Source organism: Streptomyces sp. NPDC001401, assembly GCF_042895385.1.
Classification (GTDB): Bacteria; Actinomycetota; Actinomycetes; order Streptomycetales; family Streptomycetaceae; genus Streptomyces.
Window position 1 is genome coordinate 29293 of the sequence record NZ_JBIAWI010000001.1, and the last position, 21926, is coordinate 51218.

Below are 21926 nucleotides of genomic sequence, written 5' to 3' on the forward strand. Positions count from 1 at the left end.
TGCACCGTACGGCGCATGCCGGGTGGAGCTGTACGCGCTACGGCTGAGGCCGTTCGGCCAGGTAGGAGATGACCCGGTCTCGTAGGCGGCGCAGGCGCGGCGTAACGTTGGAGGTGTCCGGGCACCGTCCCCGACCGGGGGCGGACCGGGCACGGGGACGGGGACAAGTCCGATGCGGGCGGATGGTGGAATGTGATGCGGAAGCAGCATGGCGGCGGCAACAGCCAGGTGTTCCGGATCACCGGGGCTCGGGCGAGCCTGGACGAGGACGTGCGCGGCCGGCAGCGCCGGTACGTCATCTCGATGTCGATCCGTACGGTGTCGGTGATCCTCGCGGCCTCGCTGTGGAACGTCGAACGGCACGTCGCGATCGTGGCGTTGGTCCTCGGACTGGTCCTCCCCTACATCGCCGTGGTGATCGCGAACGCGGGGCGGGAGAACGCGCCGTCGCTTCCGTCGACGTTCGTGGGTGCCCCGATGCGTCCGATGATTGCGCCGCCGCGGACGAACGACGGTTTCGCGGAACCGGTCCCGGAAGATGTCGCGGCCGAGCCCGCACCGGGCGCACGAAGCGAGCCGCACGACCGCGCGTGACCACGGCGGAAGGGTCGCAAACGGAAGTCGGCTCCGCACCAAGCTCAAGAAAAGCTCAGATCAATCATGTTGTTCCGGTGCCGAGCGACCGGTTACCCGTGACATACTTCGTAGGCGCTCCGCATCCCCCGTCGGAGCGACAGACCGACGCCGGGCAGCTCCCCCCGTGGCTGCTCGGCGTCGCCTTGTTCTGCGCCTTGTTCAGCCCGCTTGTGAGACGAACCTGTGAGTGACGAGAACCCGATCTGCTCCGCCAAGGGCTGCCGTGCCGATGCCGTGTGGGTGCTCGCGTGGAACAACCCGAAGATCCACACGCCGGAGCGGCGCAAGACGTGGCTCGCCTGTGAGGAGCACCGGGAGCATCTCTCCCAGTTCCTCGGTGTACGGGGTTTCCTCAAGGACGTGGTCCTGCTGAAGGAATGGGAGTCGTCCGAGGGCGCCTAGGCCTGTCCGGCGCTAGCCGCCGATCGCCGACATGGGGCGGTCCGGCTGGACGAAGGACGGGTCGTCCAGGCCCGCTCCCGCCTTCTTGCCCCACATGGCCAGTCGCCAGATGCGGGCGATTTCCTCGTCGGGGGCGTCGGAGCGCAGGGCGGCGCGCAGGTCCGTCTCCTCCTGCGCGAAGAGGCAGGTGCGTATCTGGCCGTCGGCCGTGAGGCGGGTGCGGTCGCAGGCCGCGCAGAACGGGCGGGTGACGGAGGCGATGACGCCGACGCGGTGCGGGCCGCCGTCCACGACCCAGCGCTCGGCGGGGGCCGAGCCGCGCTCGCCCGCGCCCTCCTCGGTGAGGTCGAAGCGGGTGCGCAGCGAGGCCAGGATGTCGCCCGCGGTGACCATTCCCTCGCGCTTCCAGCCGTGCTGGGCGTCCAGGGGCATCTGCTCGATGAAGCGCAGTTCGTAGTCGTGCTCCACCGCCCAGGCCAGCAGGTCCGGGGCCTCGTCCTCGTTCAGCCCCGGCATGAGGACGGTGTTGACCTTGACCGGGGTCAGGCCTGCGTCGCGGGCGGCCTGAAGGCCCTCGATGACGTCCTTGTGCCGGTCCCGGCGGGTGAGGATCTTGAATGTCTCCGGACGGAGGGTGTCGAGGGAGACGTTCACCCGGTCCAGGCCCGCTGCCTTCAGGGCCGCCGCCGTGCGCTTGAGGCCGATGCCGTTCGTCGTCAGGGACATCTGGGGGCGGGGCTGCAGCGCGGCGACCCGCTCGACGATGCCGACCAGGCCCGGGCGCAGCAGGGGTTCGCCGCCGGTGAAGCGGACCTCCTTGATACCCAGGGAGGTGACGGCGATGTCGATCAGGCGGACGATCTCGTCGTCGGTGAGCAGGTCGGGCTTGGCCAGCCACTGCAGGCCCTCTTCGGGCATGCAGTACGTACATCGCAGATTGCACCGGTCGGTCAGCGAGACCCTCAGGTCGGTGGCCACTCGGCCGAAAGTGTCGATGAGCACGTGGGCCCCCTCCCTCGTAACGGATCAGTGCGGCTTCATCATTTCCCGTTACCTGCGAGCCTACGTGACGCCACCGACAACGACAGCGGCCCGATCCCACGAGGTACGGCGCGGCCGCGTCGTAGATCCCTACGACGCGGCCGCTCAGGGGACGTGTTCAGTGGGTTTTCAGTGCGCGCCGGTGCCGGTCAGGGACCGGACCTCCAGCTCCGCGTACTTGCCCTTGTCGGGCTCCTCCTTGGACAGATACGTGCCGAGGATGCCCAGCAGGAAGCCGACCGGGATCGAGATGATGCCCGGGTTCTCCAGCGGGAACCAGTGGAAGTCGACGTGGGGGAACATCGACGTCTCCTTGCCGGAGACCACCGGCGAGAACAGCACCAGGCCGACGGCCGTGATCAGGCCGCCGTAGATCGACCACAGGGCTCCCTGGGTGGTGAACCGCTTCCAGAAGAGGCTGTAGAGGATGGTCGGCAGGTTGGCGGAGGCGGCGACCGCGAAGGCGAGGGCGACGAGTCCGGCCACGTTCAGGTCGCGGGCCAGGGCGCCGAGGCAGATCGAGACGGCACCGATCGCGACGGTCGCCCAGCGGGCCGCGCGCAGTTCCTGCTGCTCGGTGGCCTCGCCCTTCTTGATGACGTTGGCGTAGATGTCGTGGGCGAACGACGAGGACGAGGCGAGGGTCAGGCCCGCGACGACCGCGAGGATCGTGGCGAAGGCGACCGCCGAGATGGAGGCGAGCAGGATGGCGCCCCAGTTGGAGTCGACACCGCCCAGATGCAGCGCCAGGAGCGGTGCCGCCGTGTTGCCTGCCTTGTTCGAGGCGATGATCTCGTCCGGCTTGATGAGCGCCGCGGCGCCGAAGCCCAGCGCGAGCGTCATCAGGTAGAAGGCGCCGATGAGGCCGATCGCCCAGTTGACGGACTTACGGGCGGCCTTGGCCGTGGGCACGGTGTAGAACCGGATCAGGATGTGCGGCAGGCCCGCGGTGCCCAGGACCAGGGCGATGCCCAGGGAGATGAAGTCCAGTTTGGACGTCGAGGTGAGGCCGTACTTCAGCCCGGGCTCCAGGAAGGCCGACCCCTTGCCGCTGTTGTCGGCGGCCTTGCCGAGCAGGTCGGAGATGTTGAAGTGGAACTTCAACAGCACCAGGAAGGTCAGCAGCAGGGCGCCCACGATGAGCAGCACGGCCTTGACCATCTGGACCCAGGTGGTGCCCTTCATGCCGCCGATGGTGACGTACACGATCATCAGGACGCCGACGAGCGCCACGATGCCGACCTTGCCGGCGTCGCTGGTGATGCCGAGCAGCAGCGAGACCAGGACGCCCGCGCCCGCCATCTGGGCCAGCAGGTAGAAGATCGAGACCACGATGGTCGACGTGCCGGCCGCCGTACGGACGGGGCGCTGGCGCATCCGGTAGGCGAGGACGTCGCCCATGGTGTAGCGGCCGGAGTTGCGCAGGGGCTCGGCCACCAGGAGCAGCGCCACCAGCCAGGCGACCAGGAAGCCGATGGAGTACAGGAAGCCGTCGTACCCGGCCAGCGAGATCGCGCCCGCGATGCCGAGGAAGGACGCGGCGGACATGTAGTCGCCGGAGACGGCGAGGCCGTTCTGGAAGGCGGTGAACTGCCGTCCGCCGGCGTAGAAGTCGGCGGCGTCCTTGGTCTGGCGGCCCGCCCATACGGTGATCACCAGGGTCGCGGCGACGAACACCGAGAACAGGGTGATGATCAGCGGCCGGTGCTGACTGGCCTCACCGGCGGCCAGCACGGTCTGCTGCGCGATGCTCATGCGTCGCCCTCCATACGGGACTTGATCGCCTCGGCCTTGGGGTCGAGCTTGGTGGCGGCGTGCCGCGAGTACCACCAGGCGATGAGGAAGGTGGTGAGGAACTGGGCGAGGCCCAGCACGAGGGCGACGTTGATGTTGCCGAACAGCTTGGTGCCCATGAAGTCGTCCGCGTAGTTCGACAGCAGGACGTAGAGCAGGTACCAGGCGATGAAGCCGACGGTGAGCGGAAAGGCGAAGGAGCGGTGGGAGCGGCGCAGTTCACCGAACTCCGCGCTCTCCTGCTCCGCGACGAACTCCTCGGTGGAGGGAAGTCGGGCTTGGGTTTTCGAGGGGGGCGGTGTCTCGGTGGCCACGGAGTCTCCTCGCGTTGCGGATGCGGTTTTTACGGGGATCGGGGGCGAGTGTCCTCGTGCTCCCTGTCCAAGGTCACGGCGCCACGCGAGGGCAGGTTCAACTCCCTTGACCTGTTTCCGAACTCACCTTGGGCAACTCATTGCTGGCCAGCGACTTCGGGAGATAGCTTCGGCCTGCACCACCCGTCATGTACCTGCCCGGGCAACATCTGTGTCTCGGGCGGTTTCGTTTCCGGATGATGTGGAGACCCCATGGCTCATCTGCGTTCCAGACGCCGGCTCGCACTCGCCGTACCGGTCGTGCTGTCACTGACCGCCTCGCTCGGCTTCCTGCCTGCGGCCGCGCAGGCCGCCCCGCGCGTGGAGTCCGCCGCCCAGGCGGCCGATGCAGGCACCTTCGCCTATCTCGTCAACACCAAGACGGACCCTTACACGATCAAGTCGGTCAAGAAGGCGATCAATGCGGCCGGCGGTTCCGTCGTGGTGTCGTACGACAAGATCGGCGTGATAGTCGTCCACTCCGCGAACCCCGACTTCGCCAAGGAGATACGCAAGGTGCGCGGCGTCCAGTCCGCGGGCGCCTCGCGGACCTCGCCGGTGCAGGCGGCCGGGACGACGGACGAGGGCGCGGTGCAGTACCTCTCCAAGGCCGAGGCAGCGAAGGTCGCGGGGACTTCGACGGCCGGGGAGGAGCCGCTCGAGGCCGACCAGTGGGATCTGAGGGCGATCGGCGCCGACAAGGCTGCCCAGATCGACCCGGGCAGCAAGAGCGTGACCGTCGCCGTCATCGATGTCGGCGTCGACGACACCCACCCCGACATCGCGCCGAACTTCTCGCCCTCGCAGTCCGCCAACTGCGTGAGCGGCAAGGCGGACACCACGTACGGTTCCTGGCGGCCGGTGGACGCCGACCACTACCACGGCACGCACGTGGCGGGCGAGATAGCCGCGGCCCGCAACGGCATCGGTGTCGCGGGTGTCGCGCCCGGTGTGAAGGTCTCCGGCATCACGGTGGCCCAGCCGGACGCGAACCAGCTGTTCTTCCCCGAGAGCGTCGTCTGCGCCTTCGTGTTCGCCGCCGACCACGGCGTCGAGATCACCAACAACAGCTACTACGTTGATCCATGGCAGTACAACTGCATGGACGATCCCGATCAACGTGCCATCGTTGATGCGGTCAACAGGGCCCAGTTGTACGCCCAGCACAAGGGCACGCTCAATGTCGCCGCGGCGGGCAACTCCAACAACGACCTCGACTCGAACGCCCTCGTCGACGCCTCCAGCCCCGACGACTCGACGCCCGTGACCCGCACGGTCGACCCGCACGAGTGCTTCGACGTGCCGACCCAGCTGCCGGGCGTGGTCACGGTCAGCGCGACCGGTGTCAAGGGCGCGAAGTCCTACTACTCGAGCTACGGCGACGGTGTGATCGACGTCGCGGCGCCGGGCGGCGACAAGTACCAGATCCCGGACACGCCGTCGAAGAACGGCCGCATCCTGTCGACGCTGCCGAACAACCAGTACGGCTACCTCCAGGGCACGTCGATGGCGACTCCGCACGTCGCGGCCGTCGCCGCGCTGCTGAAGTCGACGCACCCGTGGGCGACCCCGTCCCAGCTGCAGGCCCTCCTCAAGGCCGAGGCGGACAACCCCGGCTGCCCGACCGACCCGTACGACGGGAACGGCGACGGCGTCGTGGACGCCACCTGCGTGGGCGGTAAGCGGATCAACGGATTCTACGGTTTCGGCATCGTCAACGCGCTGCGCGCGGTGAAGTAGACCCTGTGCTCGTACGGGCGGCGCGGAGACAGAGACCGCGCCGCCCCCGGACTTCCCGCACGGTCCGCACCTACCGCTCGCACCGCGAACGAACTGGAGACACCGACACATGACAGCGCCTGACCCGCGCTACCGCCGCGCGATCGCGATCCCGCTCGGGATAGCGATGGCAACGGCCCTCGCGTTCCTGCCGAACGGCACGGCCGCGGCGGCGGACAGCGCGCCGGCGGCCACGACCGCCGCCGACGCGAGCTCGCTCAGCTACGTCGTCAACGTCCGCCCCGGGCACGGCACTTCGGCGTACCTGAAGAAGGCGATAGCCGAGGCCGGCGGCACGATCGTGACGTCGTACGACGAGATCGGTGTGATCGTCGTCCACTCGGCGAACCCCGACTTCGCCAAGGCCATCCGCACGGTGCACGGGGTGGAGTCGGCCGGCAACACCCGCAACGCCCCGCTGCCCGCCCAGTCGACGACCGACGTGGGCACGCCCAAGGCGCTCACGGCCGAGGAGCTGAAGGGCGTTCAGGCCGCCGACGGGCAGGACCCGTTGGAGCCGCTGCAGTGGGATCTCGCTGCCATCAAGGCGGACAAGGCGCACGAGAAGTCGCTGGGCAGCCCGAAGGTCACGGTCGGCGTGATCGACACCGGCGTCGACGACACACACCCCGACATCGCGCCGAACTTCAACCGGAACGCCTCGGTCAACTGTGTGTCGGGCAAGCCGGACACCACCGACGGCGCCTGGCGGCCCAGCTCCACGGAGAGCCCGCACGGCACGCACGTGGCGGGCGAGATCGCGGCCGCGAAGAACGGCATCGGCATGACCGGTGTGGCGCCGGGCGTGAAGGTCGCCGGCATCAAGGTGGCCGACCCGAAGGGCTACTTCTACGCCGAGGCCGTGGTCTGCGGATTCGTGTGGGCGGCCGAGCACGGCGTCGACGTCACCAACAACAGCTATTACACCGACCCCTGGTACTTCAACTGCACCGACGACCCGGACCAGAAGGCGCTCGTGGACGCCGTCACCCGGGCCGCGCGGTTCGCCGAGAAGAAGGGCACGGTCAACGTCGCGGCGGCCGGCAACGAGAACTACGACCTGGCGTCGGACTCGATCACGGACCCGTCCTCGCCGAACGACGGCACGCCCTCCGACCGGGTGGTCGACCCGTCCAAGTGCCTTGACATACCGACCCAGTTGCCAGGTGTGGTGACCGTCGCGGCGACCGGCGCGAAGGGCATCAAGTCGTCGTTCTCCAACTACGGTCTGGGCACCATCGACGTCGCCGCGCCGGGCGGCGACTCGACCCGCTACCAGGCCCCGGCCCCACCGGCCACCAGCGGCCAGATCCTGGGCACGCTGCCCGGCGGCAAGTGGGGCTACATGGCCGGTACGTCGATGGCCTCGCCGCACGTGGCGGCCGTCGCCGCATTGATCAAGTCAACCCACCCGTACGCCTCTCCGGCCCTGGCGAAGGCTCTGCTGTACGCCGAGGCCGACGGCACGGCGTGCACGGACCCGTACGACATCAACGGGGACGGCAAGGTCGACGCGGTGTGCGAGGGGCCGAGGAACTACAACGGCTTCTACGGCTGGGGCACGGTGGACGCGCTGGACGCGGTGACGAGATAGGCGGAAGCAGGACGGAGGCCTCCAGACCTCCGTCCACATATTGATTCAGTCAATGATGCATAGTGCAGTCATGACTGGAATCAAGTTCGCATGGTCCGCACTCGGCGGCGACGCCGCACTTCTCCCGCAGGTGTCGACCGTGGTGCGGGAGGGCGCTCTCCAAGGGCGCCTTCCCGCACGGGAGTTGGCGCGGGCCTGCGTCGGAGCGTGCGCGCTGGCCGGTGCCGAGCTGGGGGCACGGCGGGGCGGGCTCGTGGGGGTGCCCGGGGTGCGGGTGGACGACGGTGCCGTCGCCGCGGCCTTCCACAGTGAGCGGCATCTGCTGGTCGACGGGCGGGCACCGGTCACCTTCGCGCCGCTGTCGCGGTTCTGGCGGACGGCGGACGGATGGGTTCGGACGCATGCGAACTATCCGCACCACCGGGCGCGACTGCTGGACGCACTCGGGGTACCGGACGACGTGGCCGCCGTCGAGGCCGCGCTGGCCGAGCGGTCCTCCCTGGAGGTCGAGGAGGCGGTGTACGCGGCCGGGGGTCTGGCCGTGGCACTGCGGACCCCCAAGGAGTGGGCCGTGCACGAGCAGGCCGTCGCGGTGGCGGCTCGGCCTCTGGTGGAGCGCGAACGGCTCGACTCCGCACGCGCGCGCGTGCTCACCCCGGTCGACGGGCCTCCCCTGCTGCCCGCGGCCGGACTGCGGGTCCTCGACCTGACCCGGGTCCTGGCCGGCCCGGTCGCCACCCGCACGCTCGCCCTGCTGGGCGCGGACGTGCTGCGCGTGGACACCCCGCACCTGCCCGAACTGCCCGACCAGCACGCGGACACCGGCTTCGGGAAGCGGTCGACGACGCTGGACCTGGCGGCCGACCGGCGCACCTTCGAGGAACTGCTCGCGGCGGCCGACGTGGTCGTCACCGGCTACCGGCCGGGCGCCCTGGACCGGTTCGGGCTGTCGCCGCAGGCGCTGGCGGAACGGCGGCCCGGGCTGGTCGTGGCACAGGTGTCGGCATGGGGTGCGTACGGGCCGTGGAGGGAGCGGCGGGGCTTCGACAGCCTGGTGCAGGTGGCCTCGGGGATCGCTGTCCTGGAGGGCTCCGAGGAGCAGCCGGGTGCGCTGCCCGCGCAGGCCCTCGACCACGGGACGGGCTATCTGCTGGCGGCGGCAGTGCTGCGGGCGCTGACCGAGCAGTCGTACGAGGGCGGCAGCCGGTTCGTACGGCTGGCGTTGGCGCGGACGGCCGAGTGGCTCGTGAACGGCATCGGGGCCGGTGCCGCGGGCGACGACTCGTACGACGGGCCCGGTCCCTGGCTCACCGGCACGGACAGCTCACTGGGCCGGCTGCGGTACGCCCTGCCGCCGGTGTCCTTCGCGGGCGGGCCCGTCGACTGGGCGCGGCCGCCGGTGCCCTGGGGGTCGGATCCCGCGCGGTGGGTCTGAGTCACGGTAGCGACCGAAAACGTATCCATGAGCAGAATGCCGTACCCCACTTGTCTTACTCCACTTGCCCGGTTCTGCGACGGCTGGCGAACATCGTGAGGTGACCTTGATAAAGCCCACGGCCGGGGAGGCCGAGGCCGGGGAGCCCGTACGGCGCCGCGGTGCCGTACGGGCCGTCGCCGTCCTCGTCCTGGTGGCCCTGGCCTCGCTGATACCCCTGCTCGGCCCGTCCGCCGCGCTGCACGGCACGGGGGAGGCCGCCGCACCCGGTGTCAGCGGCATCGCGCTGCTGCGGGCGGTGCTGTTCGCCGCGGTGTGCGTGCCGGTGGGCGAGCTGTTCGTGAACCGTCTGGCCCGTTCGCTGCCCGGCGCTCCGCAGGCCGCGCCCCGCAGCTGGGCCCCGTATGCGGCCGCCGCCGGTTTCGTCGCCGCACTGGGCCTCGCCTCGGTCGTGTCCACCGGCAACCTGGTGCCGCACAGCCTTGCCGACATCAACGTCGGCGGTCTCTACGACTCGCGGGACGGCAAGCTCGCGCTGGTCGAGGTCAACGCCTTTCTCGCGGCCGGCCTCTGCGCCCTCTCCCGCCGCCCGGCCACCCAGGTCTGGCCGCTGGCCGCGATCGTCGCCGCCGAGGCCCTGCGCGCGCACCCCACGACCGAACACGGCCCGCTGGTCGGGTCGGGGCTGACGGTCGTGCACCTGACGTGCGCGACGCTGTGGACGGGCAGTCTGCTGCAGACCCTGCGGACGCTGCGCCGGTGGGGCACCTCCGAGACGGGCGCGGCCCTGTTGGGCCTCTACGCGCGCGTGGCGACCGTTCTGCTCGCCGTCATCACCGCGACCGGCGTGTGGAGTTCGCTGCGCCGCATGCCGCCGCACACGATCCTGGACCAGCTGACGACAACGGCATACGGACGCACCCTGCTCGCCAAGGTGATCCTCGTGACCGCCGTCGCGCTGCTCGCCCTGTGGGCGCGGATCCGGCTGCGCCGCGCCGCCGACCCGCTGACCGCCTGCTCCCCGGCGCGCCTGGAGGTCGCCGCGCTGGGGGTGGTGGTCCTGGTGTCGGGGCTGCTGACGGCGCTGCCGCTGCCGATCCGCTGGTCGTGACGTCGATCGATTGATCAACCGTTGGTGACGAGCACCTTGAGGGCCGTGCGCTCGTCCATCGCCTTGTAGCCGTCGGGGACGCCCTCCAGACCGACCGTCAGGTCGAAGACCGGTGAGGCGTCGACGGTGCCGTCGAGGACGTCGGGCAGCAGTTCCGGGATGTAGGCGCGGACCGGCGCGACGCCGCCGCGCAGTGCGATGTTCCGGTCGAACATGACGCCGAGGTCGAGTCCGGTGCCGCTGCCGTGCGGCACGCCGACGAAGCCGATCGCGCCGCCGTCGCGCGTGATGTCGACTGCCGTACGCATCGACTGTTCAGTGCCGACGGCTTCGACCACGGCGTGTGCGCCCTGTCCGCGGGTGAGTTCGCGTACGGCCTCGACGGCCGCGTCGCCACGTTCGGCAACGACGTCGGTGGCACCGAAGCAGCGCGCGATGTCCGTACGGACCTGGTGGCGGCCGAGCGCGATGATCCGCTCCGCGCCGAGCCGCCTGGCGGCGAGCACCGCGCACAGGCCGACGGCCCCGTCACCGACGACGGCGACCGTGGCTCCCGGGCGGGCACCCGCGCCGAGGGCCGCGTGGTGGCCGGTGCCGAGGACGTCGGAGAGGGTCAGCAGGGCGGACAGCAGATGGTCGTCGGAGGCCGCGTCCTTGGGGAGCTGGACGAGGGTGCCGTCGGCGAACGGCACGCGCACGGCCTCGCCCTGGCCGCCGTCGTGTCCGACGGAGCCCCAGAAGCCGCCGTGCTCGCAGGAGGTGGTGAGACCCTCGCGGCAGTAGTCGCAGATGCCGTCGGACCACATGAAGGGCGCGACGACGAGGTCACCGCGCCTGATGTTCGAGACCTCGCCGCCGACCTCCTCCACGACGCCGAGGAACTCGTGCCCGATCCGCTGCCCCGGCTGCCGGGCCGCCTCGCCGCGGTACGCCCACAGGTCGCTGCCGCAGATACAGGCGCGCAGCACCCGCACCACGGCGTCGGTGGGCAGCTGCACCACGGGCTCGGGCACGTCCTCCACGCGCATGTCGTACGGGGCGTGGATGGTGGTGGCGCGCATGGCGAGGATCCTTCTCGTGCGGTGTCGTGGGCGCGCTCAGGGGGTGGTCGAGCGCACTTCACGGTACGCCGTCGCGAACACCCACCGCTCGCCGAGGGCGCCGCGGACCAGCAGGAATCGGGGGCTGCTAGACCCCGGCCGCCCCCAGCAGCGTCCCCGCCGCGTAGGTGACCCCCATGGCCAGGGCCCCGCCCACCACGTTCCGCAGCACAGCCTGGCCGGGCCGGGCGCCGCCGAGCCGCGCGCTGGTCCAGCCGGTGAGGACGAGGGCGGCCAGTACGGAGACCACGGTGACCGGGAGGCGCCAGTCCGAGGGCGGCAGCACGATCGCCAGCAGCGGCAGCAGCGCCCCCACGGTGAACGCCAGGAAGCTCGCCCACGCCGCGTGCCAGGGATTGGTCAGCTCGTCGGGGTCGATGCCGAGCTCCACGCGCGCGTGCGCCCTGAGCGCGTCCCGTTCCGTCAGCTGTTCCGCCGCCTCCCTGGCCACCTCACGGGACATCCCCCGCTGCTGCAGCAGCCCGGTGAGTTCCTCCAGCTCGGCCTCCGGCTGCTCACGCAACTCCCGCCGCTCCAGGGCGAGTGCGGCCATTTCGGAATCCCGCTGGGTGGAGACGGACACGTACTCCCCCGCGGCCATCGACATCGACCCGGCGAGCAGGCCCGCAAGCCCGGCGGTGAGCAGGGCCGAGCGGTCCTCCGTCGCGCCGGCCACACCGACGACGAGGCCCGCGGTGGAGACGATGCCGTCGTTCGCGCCCAGCACGGCCGCGCGCAGCCAGTTCAGCCGCTCACCCAGTGCGCCCCCGTGGGCCTCGCCGGCGTGCGTTGGTTCCGTCACACCGGGAGGATCCCACTCCGGGCGTCACCAGACCCGTACCGACGCTCCCCGGGCGAACGCCGGGCTGGTCGCGTCCGCCGGCGGTTCGGTCAACGGCTGTGCCAGCTCCGCCACCGTCGGCCCGACCTTGGCCGCGATGGGGTCCAGCAGGTCCAGGTCGAAGCCGTAGACGCGGGCCGCGTTCCCCCCGATCATGGCGGCGACCTCGTCGCGCGGCACGCCCGCGTACGCGATGCGCAGGCCCTCCCTGGAGTACGGGTACGTCCCCTCGTCGTGCGGGTAGTCGCTGCCCCACATGATCTTGTCGACGCCGATGCGGTCGCGCAGGGGCACCTCGTGGGGGCGCATGAAGCTGGCGCCGACGAAGCAGTTGTCGCGCCACACCTCGGAGGGCGGCTTGCCCATGCGGGCGGCGAGGCCCGCGCCGAACCTGGACTCGGCGGTGGTCGCCTTCGTCGCGGCCGCGACCAGGCGGCCGTGGTAGTAGTCCAGCATGTCGAGCACCCCGGGGATCCAGCCCGAGCCCTGCTCGGTCAGCACCAGCTTCAGTTCGGGGTGGCGGCGGAAGGCGCCGCCGAAGACCAGGTGCCACAGGGCGCGGTGGGAGAACCAGGTCGTCTCGACCATGAAGACCGCGCGGGCGGCCGGTTCGTCGCCGAGCGGAGGGGAGGCCGAGCCGGCGTGGTGGTTCACGGGGACGCCGAGCTCCGCGCAGACGGCCCAGATGGGGTCGTACGACTGCGAGTGGAGCTCCGGCAGGCCCGAGCCCGGTGGTGTGCCGGGCAGCGTCAGGCCGCCCCTGAGGCCGGCCTGGATGGCCCACCTGATCTCCTTCACCGCCGCGTCCACGTCGTTCAGGAGGATCTGGAAGACGCCCGCGCGGCGGCCCGGTGCGGCCGCGCAGAAGTCCGCGAGCCAGCGGTTGTGGGCGCGCAGGCCGGCCCAGCGCCGCTCGAACTCCTCGGCGGTCGGGGCGGGGGCCATCAGGGACCCGGAGGGGAAGAACGGCGGGATGGTGTTGGGGAACAGCACCTCCGCGACGATGCCGTCCTGCTCGAGCTCCGCCACCCGGCGCTCGGAGTTCCAGTTCTTGTCGGCCGTGTCGGCGAGCAGGTCCTCGTACGGGTTGACGTACGTCGCCGCCCACGCGTCGAACTCGTCGTGGAAGCGCTTCTCCAGGTACGGCTTGTAGTCCAGGAGGTCGGCGCCCGCGTGGCAGTCGGCGGAAATGACGGTGTAGCGATCCTCTGTGTTCATCGGTCCGCCCCCAGTACCGGGAAGTCGTGGTCGGTCAGCCAGTGCCGGCCCACCTCGCGCGAGCGCGCCCAGGACGCCTCCACGGCCGCCTGGTCGTCCGGCTGGCCGAGGTCGGCCGGTGTGGGCCCGATGCGGTGGGCCAGTGGGGTCAGCTTCTCGACGTCGAAGCCGAAGACCTCCGCGGCCGCCAGGCCCAGCATGCGGCGGGTCTCGGTGACCGGGATGTCGTGGAAGGTGCGCCGCAGCCACGCGCGCGTGTCGGGCCAGGTGCCCTCGGGGTGCGGGAAGTCGCTGCCCCAGAGGATGTTGTCGACGCCGATCTCGTAACGCTGGGCCAGTTCACGGCGCTTGGTGTTGGTGGCGCAGATGAAGACCTGGCGGTCCAGGTACTCGTGCGGCGGGCGCTTCACCTCCTGGAACGGGGACAGCTTCTTGCTGCCGTGCGCGCCCAGGTGGAGGCGGTCCATGAACCACAGGAGGTTCGGCAGCCACCAGCAACCCGACTCCGCCACACCGAACTTCAGTCCCGGATGGCGCTCGAAGACACCGGACCACAGGAGGAACCACAACGGCCGGGCGGGCCACCAGGTCACCTCGCTCACGAAGATCCCCAGATGGTCGCCGTACTCGTGGCGGGGTGCCGATCCGGAGTGCGTCATCACCGGCATCCCGCATTCGGCCGCCGCCGCCCACACGGGGTCGTAACGGCGGTCGTGGTACGGCTCCCGGTCACCCCACAGTGAGGGGATCAGCAGTGCGCCGAGCCCGGACTCCTTGGCGCGGTGGATCTCGGCGACCACCTTCGGCACCTCGGCCGTGATCGGCAACAGGGCCACCCCGCAGTGCCGTTCGGGGTGCTCCGACACGAAGTCCGCCAGCCAGCGGTTGTGCGCCTGCGCGCCCGCCATGCCGAGCTCCGGGTCCTGGTCACCGGAGAGGCCGAGGCCCACACCGAAGGGGGCGGCCGTCCGGCTGTCCACCGCGTCGGCGTCCGGGAACACCACCTCGGCCACGACCCCGTCGCCGTCGAGCTCCTTGAGCCGCTGAGCGGTCTCCCAACCGCCGCGCAGCCCCTCCTCGTTGTCGTGGAACCACTTGGCCGCGAACGCCTCGTTGCGGATGCCGAGCCGCGTCATCTCCTCGCGGCGGCGCTCGCGTCCGGCGAGGAAGCCGTCGAAGTCCCGGCGGAAACGGGCGTCCAGGTAGGGCCGGTACTCCTCGGTGGGCAGCCCGGCGTGGCAGTCGGAGGAGATGATCAGGTACGGGTCCTGGTCGGTCACCATGGCCCCCTCAGTCCAGGATGAAGTTCTCGAGGTACGACGGGTTCGTGCGGTCCAGCATCGACTCGGCCCGCGCGCGGATCCGGGCGTCGCTGTGCTCGCTCGCCGGCAGCAGCCAGAAGCGGTCCGCGCGGATGCCGTCCACGACGAGCTCCGCGACCTCCTCCACGGGCGTGAACCGCACCTCCCGGCCCGCCGCGCGCATCGCCGCCTCCCACTGGCCGAGACTGCGGTACGGCGTCCTGCGCGGCCGCTCCTTCGCGTACCGCTCGGGCCTGTTGCGGTGCGACTCCCACAGGCCGGTGCGCAGCATGTGCGGCCCTGGGAAGAGCACCGACGCGCCCACGCGCGCGTGCTCCGCCCGCAGGTGGGCGTACAGGGACTCGGTCATCGTCACGACGGCCGCCTTGGTGACGGCGTACACGGAGGCGGTGGGCAGCGGGGCGATGCCGCCGTCGCCGGAGGACGTGTTGACGACATGACCGGGTTGACCCGACTTGATCATCCGTGGAACGAACGCCTGGATGCCATGGAAGACGCCCCACACGTTGACGGCGAAGGCCCACTTCCAGTCGTTCGGCTCGTGCTCCCACATACGGCCCTCGGCACCCGAGCCGACCCCGGCGTTGTTGCACAGGACGTGTACGGCGCCGTACGTCTCGTACGCCGACTCGGCGAGGTCCAGGACCTGCTGACGCTCCCCGACGTCGACCACGCGCGCGTGCACGTCGGCGCCCTCGGCGCGCAGGTCCGCGGCCGCCTTCTCCAGGGCGCCCTCCTCGACGTCGGCGAGAACCACCTTCAGCCCCTCGGCCGCGAACCGCCGGGCCATCGCGAGCCCGATCCCGCTCGCCGCGCCAGTGACGACGGCGACCTGCCCGGCCTGCAACTCCATCAGGCGCTCCCCTCGGGAGGGCCGTCATGAACCTGCTGCGGGTCGTCGTACCGCTGGTGGATGTACGGCAACAGGGCTTGCGCAGCGACCCGTTCGACGACCTTGCCGCGCTGGTCGCTGGTCTTCTCCCCGATGGTGATGTCGACGAGTTCGAGGACCGGGAGGTCGGCCACCGGGTCGTACGGGGACTCGCGCAGGACGACCTCCCCGGTGACCCGCTCCAGCCGGCGCACCTTCTCGTTGCGCAGGCAGTGCACGAGTACCGGATCGGCGTCGAAGCCCGAACCGTCCACCGCGGGAAGGAACTTGAAGTAGAAGTCGGTCTTCCGGCTCGGCTCCGGCAGCGGCAGCGGCCCGCTCACCGTGCCGCGCACCTCGACGAAGGCGATGCCGTGCCGCGCCATCCGGGCGTGCACGACGAGCCCCTCCCGCTCGACCGCCACCTCACCCAGCTTCTTCGGCTCCCCGAAGACCTCCCGGCCGCCGGTGAGGGCCCGCTCGTGAGTCATCGGCATGACGAGCGGATACCAGCCGTCGACGCCCGCGTGCGAGGCGGCGACCGCGAACGAGCCCGCGCCGAGCGGGTATCCGGGCAGGTCGACCCTGCTGATGTTCACCCGTACCAGGGGGCGGCCCGTGGGTTTCAGGGGCGGCGGCAAGACCGCGGCCAGCGCGTCCGGGTCGGTCTCCCACAGGGCCACCACACCGGTGGACCAGATGTCGGGAAGCTTCGCGCTCGCTGTGCGCGCGGCGGCGATCTCCGCCTCGGTCCGTGCCCCGTACCGTACGCGTGCCATAGCCGTACCGCCCTTCCGTCGACCGTCACACGCCGGGCGGGCAGCACGCTTGCACCGGCCGCCGAAAAGGTCCATAGCCGGGGGGCACAGACATTCGCACCATTCACGGCAGTCGAACAGACCGGCGCGGAAGGCCACCTGACGGACAGGACTGTCAGTGCCGGCCCGTATCCTCAGGAACCATGCTCGAAGACCTTCCGACCGCAGCGTCCTCCCCCACGGCGTGGCCGGCCGCGTATCCGCAGGGATACGCGGTCGTTGACGTGGAGACCACGGGCCTGGCCCGGGACGACCGGATAATCTCCGCGGCCGTCTACCGGCTGGACGCGCGCGGCGAGGTCGAGGACCACTGGTACACGACGGTCAACCCGGAGCGGGATCCGGGGCCGGTGTGGATCCACGGTCTGACGAGCGAGGTGCTCGAGGGCGCGCCCCTCTTCCAGGACATCGCCGAGGAGTTCGCGACCCGGCTGGAGGGCCGGGTGCTCGTCGCGCACAACGCGGTCTTCGACTGGCAGATGATCGCGCGGGAGTACGCGCGCGCGGAGCGCGAGGCGCCGGTGCGCCAGCGGCTGTGCACCATCGCGCTCTCCAAGGAGCTGGGGCTGCCGCTGCCCAACCACAAGCTGGAGTCGCTGGCCGCCCACTTCGGCGTCGTACAGCAGCGTGCGCACCACGCGCTGGACGACGCGCGCGTGCTGGCGGAGGCGTTCCGGCCGAGCCTGCGGGCCGCGGCCGCCGGGGGCGTACGGCTGCCACTGCACGAGTGCCGGCCGCTGACGGAGTGGGCGGACCGGCCGGCGCCGCGGATCGGACAGCAGACCGGCGGATACGGCGGCTACAGGAGCTACCAGTCGAGCAGTTGGCGCCCCTCCCGCAAAAGGCCCGCATGCCCGTATCCCAACCCAGGACGTTACGAAGAGGGCAAACCGCTCAAACAGGGCATGCGGATCGCCTTCTCCGGGGACACCTCGGTCGAGCGGGAGCTGCTGGAGGACCGCGCGGTCGAGGCGGGGCTGCATGTCGCGACGAGCCTGTCCCGGCTGACCAGCCTGCTCGTCACGAACGACCCGGACTCGGGTACGTCGAAGGTGGTCAAGGCCCGGCAGTACGGGACACCGGTGGTGGACGAGGCGGCGTTCGGTCAGCTGCTCAGGGATGTGGAGCCCGCGGACGGGTGATTGCCGTGCGACTCGCCCGCCGACCGCTCGCCCGTGCGGCGGCGAAGGCTCACCCTGTGGCGCATGGCGACCTGTGAAGTATGTGGCAATGACTACGGAATGACCTTCGAGGTGCATGCGCAGGGAGCGGTGCACGTCTTCGACTGCTTCTCCTGTGCGATCCATCGCATGGCACCCGTGTGCGAGCACTGTCGTGTGTCGATCATCGGGCAGGGGGTCGAGGTCGAGGGCCAGTGGTTCTGCGGAGCACACTGCGCCCGCGAGGAGGGCAAGGTGGGCATCGTCGACAAGGTGTAACCCGCTACCCCCCTGAATGCACCCCACGACCGAGTTGTACGGTCGTGGGGTGTACCGCTTCCTGTTGTCCCGGCAGTGGGTGATCCTCACCCTGATCGCCCTCCTCCTGATCCCCACGATGATCAGGCTGGGCATCTGGCAGAAGCACCGCTACGAGATGCGCACCGCCCGCAACGACCTGGTCTCCTCGGCGCTGCACGCGAGGCCGGTCCCCGTGGAGCAGCTGACCTCCCCCGGACACGCGGTCACCAGCAGCGAGAAGTACCGCACCGTCACCGCGACGGGCACCTTCGACACCGCCCGCGAGGAAGTCGTCAGGCGCCGCACCAACTCCGACGACGAGGTCGGCTTCCATGTCCTGACCCCCTTCGTCCTGGCGGACGGCAAGGTGGTGCTGGTCAACCGCGGCTGGATCCCGGCGAACGGGGCGCAGACCACCTTCCCGAAGATCCCCGCACCGCCCGCCGGCAAGGTCACCATCAAGGGGCGGCTGAAGGCCGACGAGACGACCGCGGCGAGCGGCATCAAGGAGATCAAGGGGCTGCCGGACCGGCAGATCATGCTGATCAACAGCGCGGAGCAGGCCCGGCGTCTGGGCGCCACGGTCCTCGGCGGTTACATCGAGCAGACGGCGCCCGAGGCGAAGGGCGACAGCCCGGAGCAGATTTCCGACCCCGGCAGCGAAGACGCCCCGCTGAACTACGCGTACATGATCCAGTGGTGGCTGTTCGCCGCCGGTGTCCCGTGGGGCTGGTGGGTCCTGGTGCGCCGCGAGCGCCGCGACCGGGCGGAGGCGGCGGCCGAGGACCAGACGAAGGAAGCGGAACCGGCGGCGGTGTAGCGCGGGCTTCTGCGCCGGGCACGCCCCGCGCAGCGGTCACTCCCCCGGCCCCACCCCTGATTGCCTTGTGGCCCTTGCGGGAACCCGCAACTCCGTGCACCCCAGCATCGAGGACTACGCCCTCATCGGCGACGAACAGACCGCGGCCCTGGTCGGCCGGGACGGCTCCGTCGACTGGCTCTGCCTGCCCCGCTTCGACTCGTCGGCCTGCTTCGCCAAGCTGCTCGGCGACAAGGAGAACGGCCACTGGCGCATCGCACCCAAGGGGGCCAAGGGCCACTGCACCCGCCGCGCCTACCGCCCCGACACCCTCGTCCTGGACACCGAGTGGGAGACCGGCGAGGGCACGGTACGCGTCACCGACCTGATGCCGCAGCGCGACCGCGCCCCCGACCTCGTACGCGTCGTGGAGGGCCTCAGCGGCAGGGTGACCGTCCGCAGCACACTGCGCCTGCGCTTCGACTACGGCTCGATCGTGCCGTGGATGCGCAAATCCGGCGGCCACCGGGTGGCGATCGCCGGCCCGGACTCGGTGTGGCTGCGCACCGAACCCCAGGTGCACACCTGGGGCGAGGACTTCGGCACCCACTCGGAGTTCACCGTCGAGAAGGGCGAGAAGGTCGCGTTCGTCCTCACCTGGCACCCCTCGCACCACCCGCGTCCGCCCCAGGTCGACCCGTACAAGGCGCTGCACGCCAGCGTGAAGGACTGGCAGAGGTGGGCCGCCGAATGCCGCTACGACGGTCCCCACCGTGACGCCGTGCTGCGCTCCCTCATCACCCTCAAGGCCCTCACCTACGCGCCGACCGGCGGCATCGTCGCCGCCCCCACCACCTCCCTGCCCGAGGAACTCGGCGGGGTGCGCAACTGGGACTACCGCTACTGCTGGCTGCGCGACTCCACCCTCACCCTCGGCGCCCTCCTGACCTGCGGCTACCACAAGGAGGCCGAGGCGTGGCGGAACTGGCTGCTGCGCGCGGTCGCGGGCGACCCGGCCGACCTGCAGATCATGTACGGACTGGCGGGCGAGCGGCGGCTGCCCGAGTTCGAGCTGCCGTGGCTGTCCGGCTTCGCGGGGTCGACGCCCGTACGGATCGGCAACGAGGCCGTGAACCAGCTGCAGCTGGACGTGTACGGCGAGGTCCTGGACTCGCTGTGGCTGGCCCGGAGTTCGGGCCTGTCCACCAAGCCGCACATGTGGGCCATCCAGGCCTCCCTGATGGACTGGCTGCACGCTGAGTGGCAACAGCCCGACGAGGGGCTGTGGGAGGTGCGCGGCGGCCGGCGCCACTTCGTCCACTCCAAGGTCATGGTGTGGGTGGCCGCCGACCGTGCCGTGCGCACGCTGGAGGAGGACCCGAAGCTGCGCGGCGATGTGGACGGCTGGCGCGCGCTGCGCGACGAGGTGCACCGCGAGGTGTGCGAGAAGGGCTTCGACGCCGAGCGGAACACCTTCACGCAGTCCTACGGCTCCCGCGAACTCGACGCCGCGCTCCTGCTCATCCCGCGCGTGGGCTTCCTGCCGCCCGACGACCCGCGTGTGGTCGGCACCGTCGACGCGATCCGCGAGGAGCTGGGCCACGGCGGCTTGGTGCGCCGCTACAGCACGGCCGAGACGACGGTCGACGGGCTGCCCGGCGACGAGGGCACGTTCCTGGCGTGCTCGTTCTGGCTCGCGGACGCCCTGCACATGACGGGCCGCACGAAGGAGGCCCGGGAACTGTTCGAACGGCTGGTGGGGCTCGCCAACGACGTGGGCCTGCTGTCCGAGGAGTACGACCCCGTGGCCGGCCGCCAGCTCGGCAACTTCCCGCAGGCCTTCAGCCACGTCGGCCTGGTGAACACCGCTCTCGCCCTGTTCGGGGGCGACGAGGCAGGATAGGGGCCATGGATCTTGGACTGAAGGACCGGGTGTACGTCGTCACCGGAGCCACGCGAGGCCTCGGCAACGCCGCCGCGCGTGAGCTCGTCGCGGACGGCGCGAAGGTGGTCGTGACGGGGCGCGACGAGACGCGTGCGCTGGCTGCGGCGGACGAGCTGGGGTCGAACGCTTTCGGGGTGGCCGTCGACAATGCCGATCCGGAGGCGCCGGCGCGGCTGATCGCTGCCGCGCGTGAGCGGTTCGGCGGCTTCGACGGCATCCTGATCAGCGTCGGCGGGCCGGCACCCGGATTCGTCGCGGACAACACGGACGAGCAGTGGCAGGCGGCGTTCGATTCGGTGTTCCTGGGAGCGGTACGGCTCGCTCGCGCTGCGGCTGCGGAGTTGGAACCGGGGGGTGTGATTGGGTTCGTGCTGTCAGGTTCGGTGTACGAGCCGATTCCGGCGCTGACGATTTCCAATGGGCTGCGGCCCGGGTTGGCCGGGTTCGCCAAGTCGATCGCTGATGAGTTGGGGCCACGGGGAATTCGGGTCGTGGGGCTGCTGCCGGCTCGTATCGACACGGATCGCGTGCGCGAGCTGGACGGATTGTCCGCCGACCCCGAGGCCACGCGTGCCGCCAACGAATCCCGTATTCCGTTGCGGCGGTATGGGACGCCGGAGGAGTTCGGGCGGACGGCGGCGTTTTTGCTGTCCCCGGCGGCTTCTTATTTGACCGGGATCATGGTGCCCGTGGATGGGGGCATGCGGCACGGATTCTGAGTGCGGGTTGTGGTGGGTTGCTCGCGCCCACGCGGCGGAGCCGCAAATCGATGCAGCCCCGCGCCCCTGAGTAGCGTGCAGTCCCCGGCGCCCCAGAAAGAGGGGCAGTCAACTCACCCTTTCTGCACGGTGTTTGACACCCTTCAGGCGCACTTCTGCGGGTAGTGATGCCAAGCCCGCTGAATTGCGGGCGTGCATCAGGGCCTCAGTGGTGAGGTGGTGCAGTGCCGTCCCGGGGTCCACGTGTGGTTCCAGGAGGAGTTGGACGCGGGTCTCGGGGGCCGTGCGGCGGCCCGTGAGGTGGACATGGGCGTGGGCCACGCCGTCCAACTCGCCCGCCTCTTTCGCCAGTACGCCTTCCAGGGCCCGGCCCCGCAGCAGCGCGCCCTCGCCGTCGCCGGTGTCGACCAGGACCTCGGCGAGGCGGCGTCGGCGCAGGATCGCGGTCAGCCACCACAGGGCGAGCAGGACCAGGACGGCGAGTGCTGCGATGACGGTGGGCCACCACCAGCCGTCGTTCTGCCAGCGGGTGCGCTCGGCGTTGCTGAGCAGCACGTCGTGGCGGCCGTCGTGGATCCACCAGGAGGGCGGCGGCGCACCGAGTCCGACGGCCAGTACGGAGCCTCCCAGGAGGAGCAGGGCGAGGCCGACGATCCCGATCAGTACGCGGTTGACGGTCCTGAGCATC

General features: G+C 70.7%; 21 protein-coding genes. 11 read left to right on the forward strand and 10 right to left on the reverse strand.

Annotated features, from left to right (window positions below):
• Positions 1-195 precede the first annotated feature (195 nt).
• Both ACFY10_RS00150 and ACFY10_RS00155 read left to right on the forward strand, forming a co-directional pair.
• The gene (locus ACFY10_RS00150) at positions 196-594 is read left to right on the forward strand and encodes a DUF3099 domain-containing protein (protein WP_390662722.1); all 399 of its coding nucleotides are present in this window, start codon (positions 196-198) and stop codon (positions 592-594) included.
• Between the two features lie 225 nt (positions 595-819).
• Positions 820-1038, forward strand: a complete 219-nt coding sequence (locus tag ACFY10_RS00155; RefSeq protein ID WP_232653188.1) for a hypothetical protein — start codon at positions 820-822, stop codon at positions 1036-1038.
• Positions 1039-1050: 12 nt separating this feature from the next.
• Here ACFY10_RS00155 and moaA read toward each other — a convergent pair whose 3' ends face one another.
• The 3 genes from moaA to ACFY10_RS00170 form a co-directional block, all read right to left on the reverse strand.
• The gene (moaA, locus tag ACFY10_RS00160) at positions 1051-2040 is read right to left on the reverse strand and encodes a GTP 3',8-cyclase MoaA (RefSeq protein WP_390662723.1); all 990 of its coding nucleotides are present in this window, start codon (positions 2038-2040) and stop codon (positions 1051-1053) included.
• A gap of 168 nt (positions 2041-2208) precedes the next feature.
• A complete protein-coding gene (locus ACFY10_RS00165; protein ID WP_390662724.1) occupies positions 2209-3834 on the reverse strand; it encodes a cation acetate symporter in 1626 nt (541 codons plus the stop codon).
• The gene (locus tag ACFY10_RS00170) at positions 3831-4187 is read right to left on the reverse strand and encodes a DUF485 domain-containing protein (protein ID WP_390662725.1); all 357 of its coding nucleotides are present in this window, start codon (positions 4185-4187) and stop codon (positions 3831-3833) included. The genes ACFY10_RS00165 and ACFY10_RS00170 overlap by 4 nt, the downstream gene beginning before the upstream one ends.
• 252 nt (positions 4188-4439) lie before the next feature.
• Here ACFY10_RS00170 and ACFY10_RS00175 point away from each other — a divergent pair, with 252 nt between their 5' ends.
• The 4 genes from ACFY10_RS00175 to ACFY10_RS00190 all read left to right on the forward strand — a co-directional run bounded on the left by ACFY10_RS00175 (position 4440) and on the right by ACFY10_RS00190 (position 10145).
• Positions 4440-5966, forward strand: a complete 1527-nt coding sequence (locus ACFY10_RS00175) for a S8 family serine peptidase (protein ID WP_390662726.1) — start codon at positions 4440-4442, stop codon at positions 5964-5966.
• A 109-nt stretch (positions 5967-6075) separates the two neighbouring features.
• Positions 6076-7599: a S8 family serine peptidase gene (locus ACFY10_RS00180; protein WP_390662727.1), complete on the forward strand. Its 1524-nt coding sequence runs from the start codon at positions 6076-6078 to the stop codon at positions 7597-7599.
• Between the two features lie 70 nt (positions 7600-7669).
• A complete protein-coding gene (locus tag ACFY10_RS00185) occupies positions 7670-9034 on the forward strand; it encodes a CoA transferase (protein WP_390662728.1) in 1365 nt (454 codons plus the stop codon).
• A gap of 106 nt (positions 9035-9140) precedes the next feature.
• Positions 9141-10145, forward strand: a complete 1005-nt coding sequence (locus ACFY10_RS00190; RefSeq protein WP_390664100.1) for a CopD family protein — start codon at positions 9141-9143, stop codon at positions 10143-10145.
• A gap of 14 nt (positions 10146-10159) precedes the next feature.
• Here ACFY10_RS00190 and ACFY10_RS00195 read toward each other — a convergent pair whose 3' ends face one another.
• The 6 genes from ACFY10_RS00195 to ACFY10_RS00220 form a co-directional block, all read right to left on the reverse strand.
• Complete coding sequence (locus tag ACFY10_RS00195) at positions 10160-11206, reverse strand: zinc-dependent alcohol dehydrogenase family protein (RefSeq protein WP_390662729.1); 1047 nt, start codon at positions 11204-11206, stop codon at positions 10160-10162.
• A gap of 127 nt (positions 11207-11333) precedes the next feature.
• A complete protein-coding gene (locus ACFY10_RS00200) occupies positions 11334-12047 on the reverse strand; it encodes a VIT family protein (RefSeq protein WP_390662730.1) in 714 nt (237 codons plus the stop codon).
• 24 nt (positions 12048-12071) lie between these two features.
• The gene (locus ACFY10_RS00205) at positions 12072-13304 is read right to left on the reverse strand and encodes an amidohydrolase family protein (protein ID WP_390662731.1); all 1233 of its coding nucleotides are present in this window, start codon (positions 13302-13304) and stop codon (positions 12072-12074) included.
• A complete protein-coding gene (locus ACFY10_RS00210; protein ID WP_390662732.1) occupies positions 13301-14587 on the reverse strand; it encodes an amidohydrolase family protein in 1287 nt (428 codons plus the stop codon). Before ACFY10_RS00210 ends, ACFY10_RS00205 begins: the two co-directional genes overlap by 4 nt.
• 7 nt (positions 14588-14594) lie before the next feature.
• A complete protein-coding gene (locus ACFY10_RS00215; protein WP_390662733.1) occupies positions 14595-15479 on the reverse strand; it encodes an SDR family NAD(P)-dependent oxidoreductase in 885 nt (294 codons plus the stop codon).
• On the reverse strand, positions 15479-16276 hold the full coding sequence (locus ACFY10_RS00220) for an acetoacetate decarboxylase family protein (protein WP_390662734.1): 798 nt from the start codon (positions 16274-16276) through the stop codon (positions 15479-15481). Before ACFY10_RS00220 ends, ACFY10_RS00215 begins: the two co-directional genes overlap by 1 nt.
• Before the next feature lie 182 nt (positions 16277-16458).
• Here ACFY10_RS00220 and ACFY10_RS00225 point away from each other — a divergent pair, with 182 nt between their 5' ends.
• From ACFY10_RS00225 to ACFY10_RS00245, 5 genes are all read left to right on the forward strand, one after another.
• Positions 16459-17457 carry a DEDDh family exonuclease gene (locus ACFY10_RS00225; RefSeq protein WP_390662735.1) on the forward strand — a complete coding sequence of 333 codons (999 nt, stop codon included), beginning with the start codon at positions 16459-16461 and terminating at the stop codon, positions 17455-17457.
• Between the two features lie 63 nt (positions 17458-17520).
• Positions 17521-17754: a hypothetical protein gene (locus ACFY10_RS00230; protein WP_275770846.1), complete on the forward strand. Its 234-nt coding sequence runs from the start codon at positions 17521-17523 to the stop codon at positions 17752-17754.
• A gap of 49 nt (positions 17755-17803) precedes the next feature.
• Positions 17804-18595, forward strand: a complete 792-nt coding sequence (locus tag ACFY10_RS00235; protein WP_390662736.1) for an SURF1 family protein — start codon at positions 17804-17806, stop codon at positions 18593-18595.
• Between the two features lie 94 nt (positions 18596-18689).
• A complete protein-coding gene (locus tag ACFY10_RS00240; protein WP_390662737.1) occupies positions 18690-20477 on the forward strand; it encodes a glycoside hydrolase family 15 protein in 1788 nt (595 codons plus the stop codon).
• A 5-nt stretch (positions 20478-20482) separates the two neighbouring features.
• The gene (locus ACFY10_RS00245) at positions 20483-21238 is read left to right on the forward strand and encodes an SDR family oxidoreductase (protein WP_390662739.1); all 756 of its coding nucleotides are present in this window, start codon (positions 20483-20485) and stop codon (positions 21236-21238) included.
• A 108-nt stretch (positions 21239-21346) separates the two neighbouring features.
• On the opposite strand, the gene amaP is transcribed toward ACFY10_RS00245, so the two are convergent.
• Positions 21347-21925, reverse strand: a complete 579-nt coding sequence (amaP, locus tag ACFY10_RS00250; protein WP_390662741.1) for an alkaline shock response membrane anchor protein AmaP — start codon at positions 21923-21925, stop codon at positions 21347-21349.
• Position 21926 lies beyond the last annotated feature (1 nt).

What these genes read in the sequence shown, in the direction of transcription:
- ACFY10_RS00150 (WP_390662722.1), top strand. Translation starts at nt 196, where the DNA reads ATGCGGAAGCAGCATGGCGGCGGCAACAGCCAGGTGTTCCGGATCACC.
- ACFY10_RS00165 (WP_390662724.1), bottom strand. Translation starts at nt 3,834, where the DNA reads ATGAGCATCGCGCAGCAGACCGTGCTGGCCGCCGGTGAGGCCAGTCAG.
- ACFY10_RS00175 (WP_390662726.1), top strand. Translation starts at nt 4,440, where the DNA reads ATGGCTCATCTGCGTTCCAGACGCCGGCTCGCACTCGCCGTACCGGTC.
- ACFY10_RS00180 (WP_390662727.1), top strand. Translation starts at nt 6,076, where the DNA reads ATGACAGCGCCTGACCCGCGCTACCGCCGCGCGATCGCGATCCCGCTC.
- ACFY10_RS00185 (WP_390662728.1), top strand. Translation starts at nt 7,670, where the DNA reads ATGACTGGAATCAAGTTCGCATGGTCCGCACTCGGCGGCGACGCCGCA.
- ACFY10_RS00195 (WP_390662729.1), bottom strand. Translation starts at nt 11,206, where the DNA reads ATGCGCGCCACCACCATCCACGCCCCGTACGACATGCGCGTGGAGGAC.
- ACFY10_RS00205 (WP_390662731.1), bottom strand. Translation starts at nt 13,304, where the DNA reads ATGAACACAGAGGATCGCTACACCGTCATTTCCGCCGACTGCCACGCG.
- ACFY10_RS00210 (WP_390662732.1), bottom strand. Translation starts at nt 14,587, where the DNA reads ATGGTGACCGACCAGGACCCGTACCTGATCATCTCCTCCGACTGCCAC.
- ACFY10_RS00215 (WP_390662733.1), bottom strand. Translation starts at nt 15,479, where the DNA reads ATGGAGTTGCAGGCCGGGCAGGTCGCCGTCGTCACTGGCGCGGCGAGC.
- ACFY10_RS00220 (WP_390662734.1), bottom strand. Translation starts at nt 16,276, where the DNA reads ATGGCACGCGTACGGTACGGGGCACGGACCGAGGCGGAGATCGCCGCC.
- ACFY10_RS00225 (WP_390662735.1), top strand. Translation starts at nt 16,459, where the DNA reads ATGCTCGAAGACCTTCCGACCGCAGCGTCCTCCCCCACGGCGTGGCCG.
- ACFY10_RS00230 (WP_275770846.1), top strand. Translation starts at nt 17,521, where the DNA reads ATGGCGACCTGTGAAGTATGTGGCAATGACTACGGAATGACCTTCGAG.
- ACFY10_RS00245 (WP_390662739.1), top strand. Translation starts at nt 20,483, where the DNA reads ATGGATCTTGGACTGAAGGACCGGGTGTACGTCGTCACCGGAGCCACG.
- amaP (WP_390662741.1), bottom strand. Translation starts at nt 21,925, where the DNA reads ATGCTCAGGACCGTCAACCGCGTACTGATCGGGATCGTCGGCCTCGCC.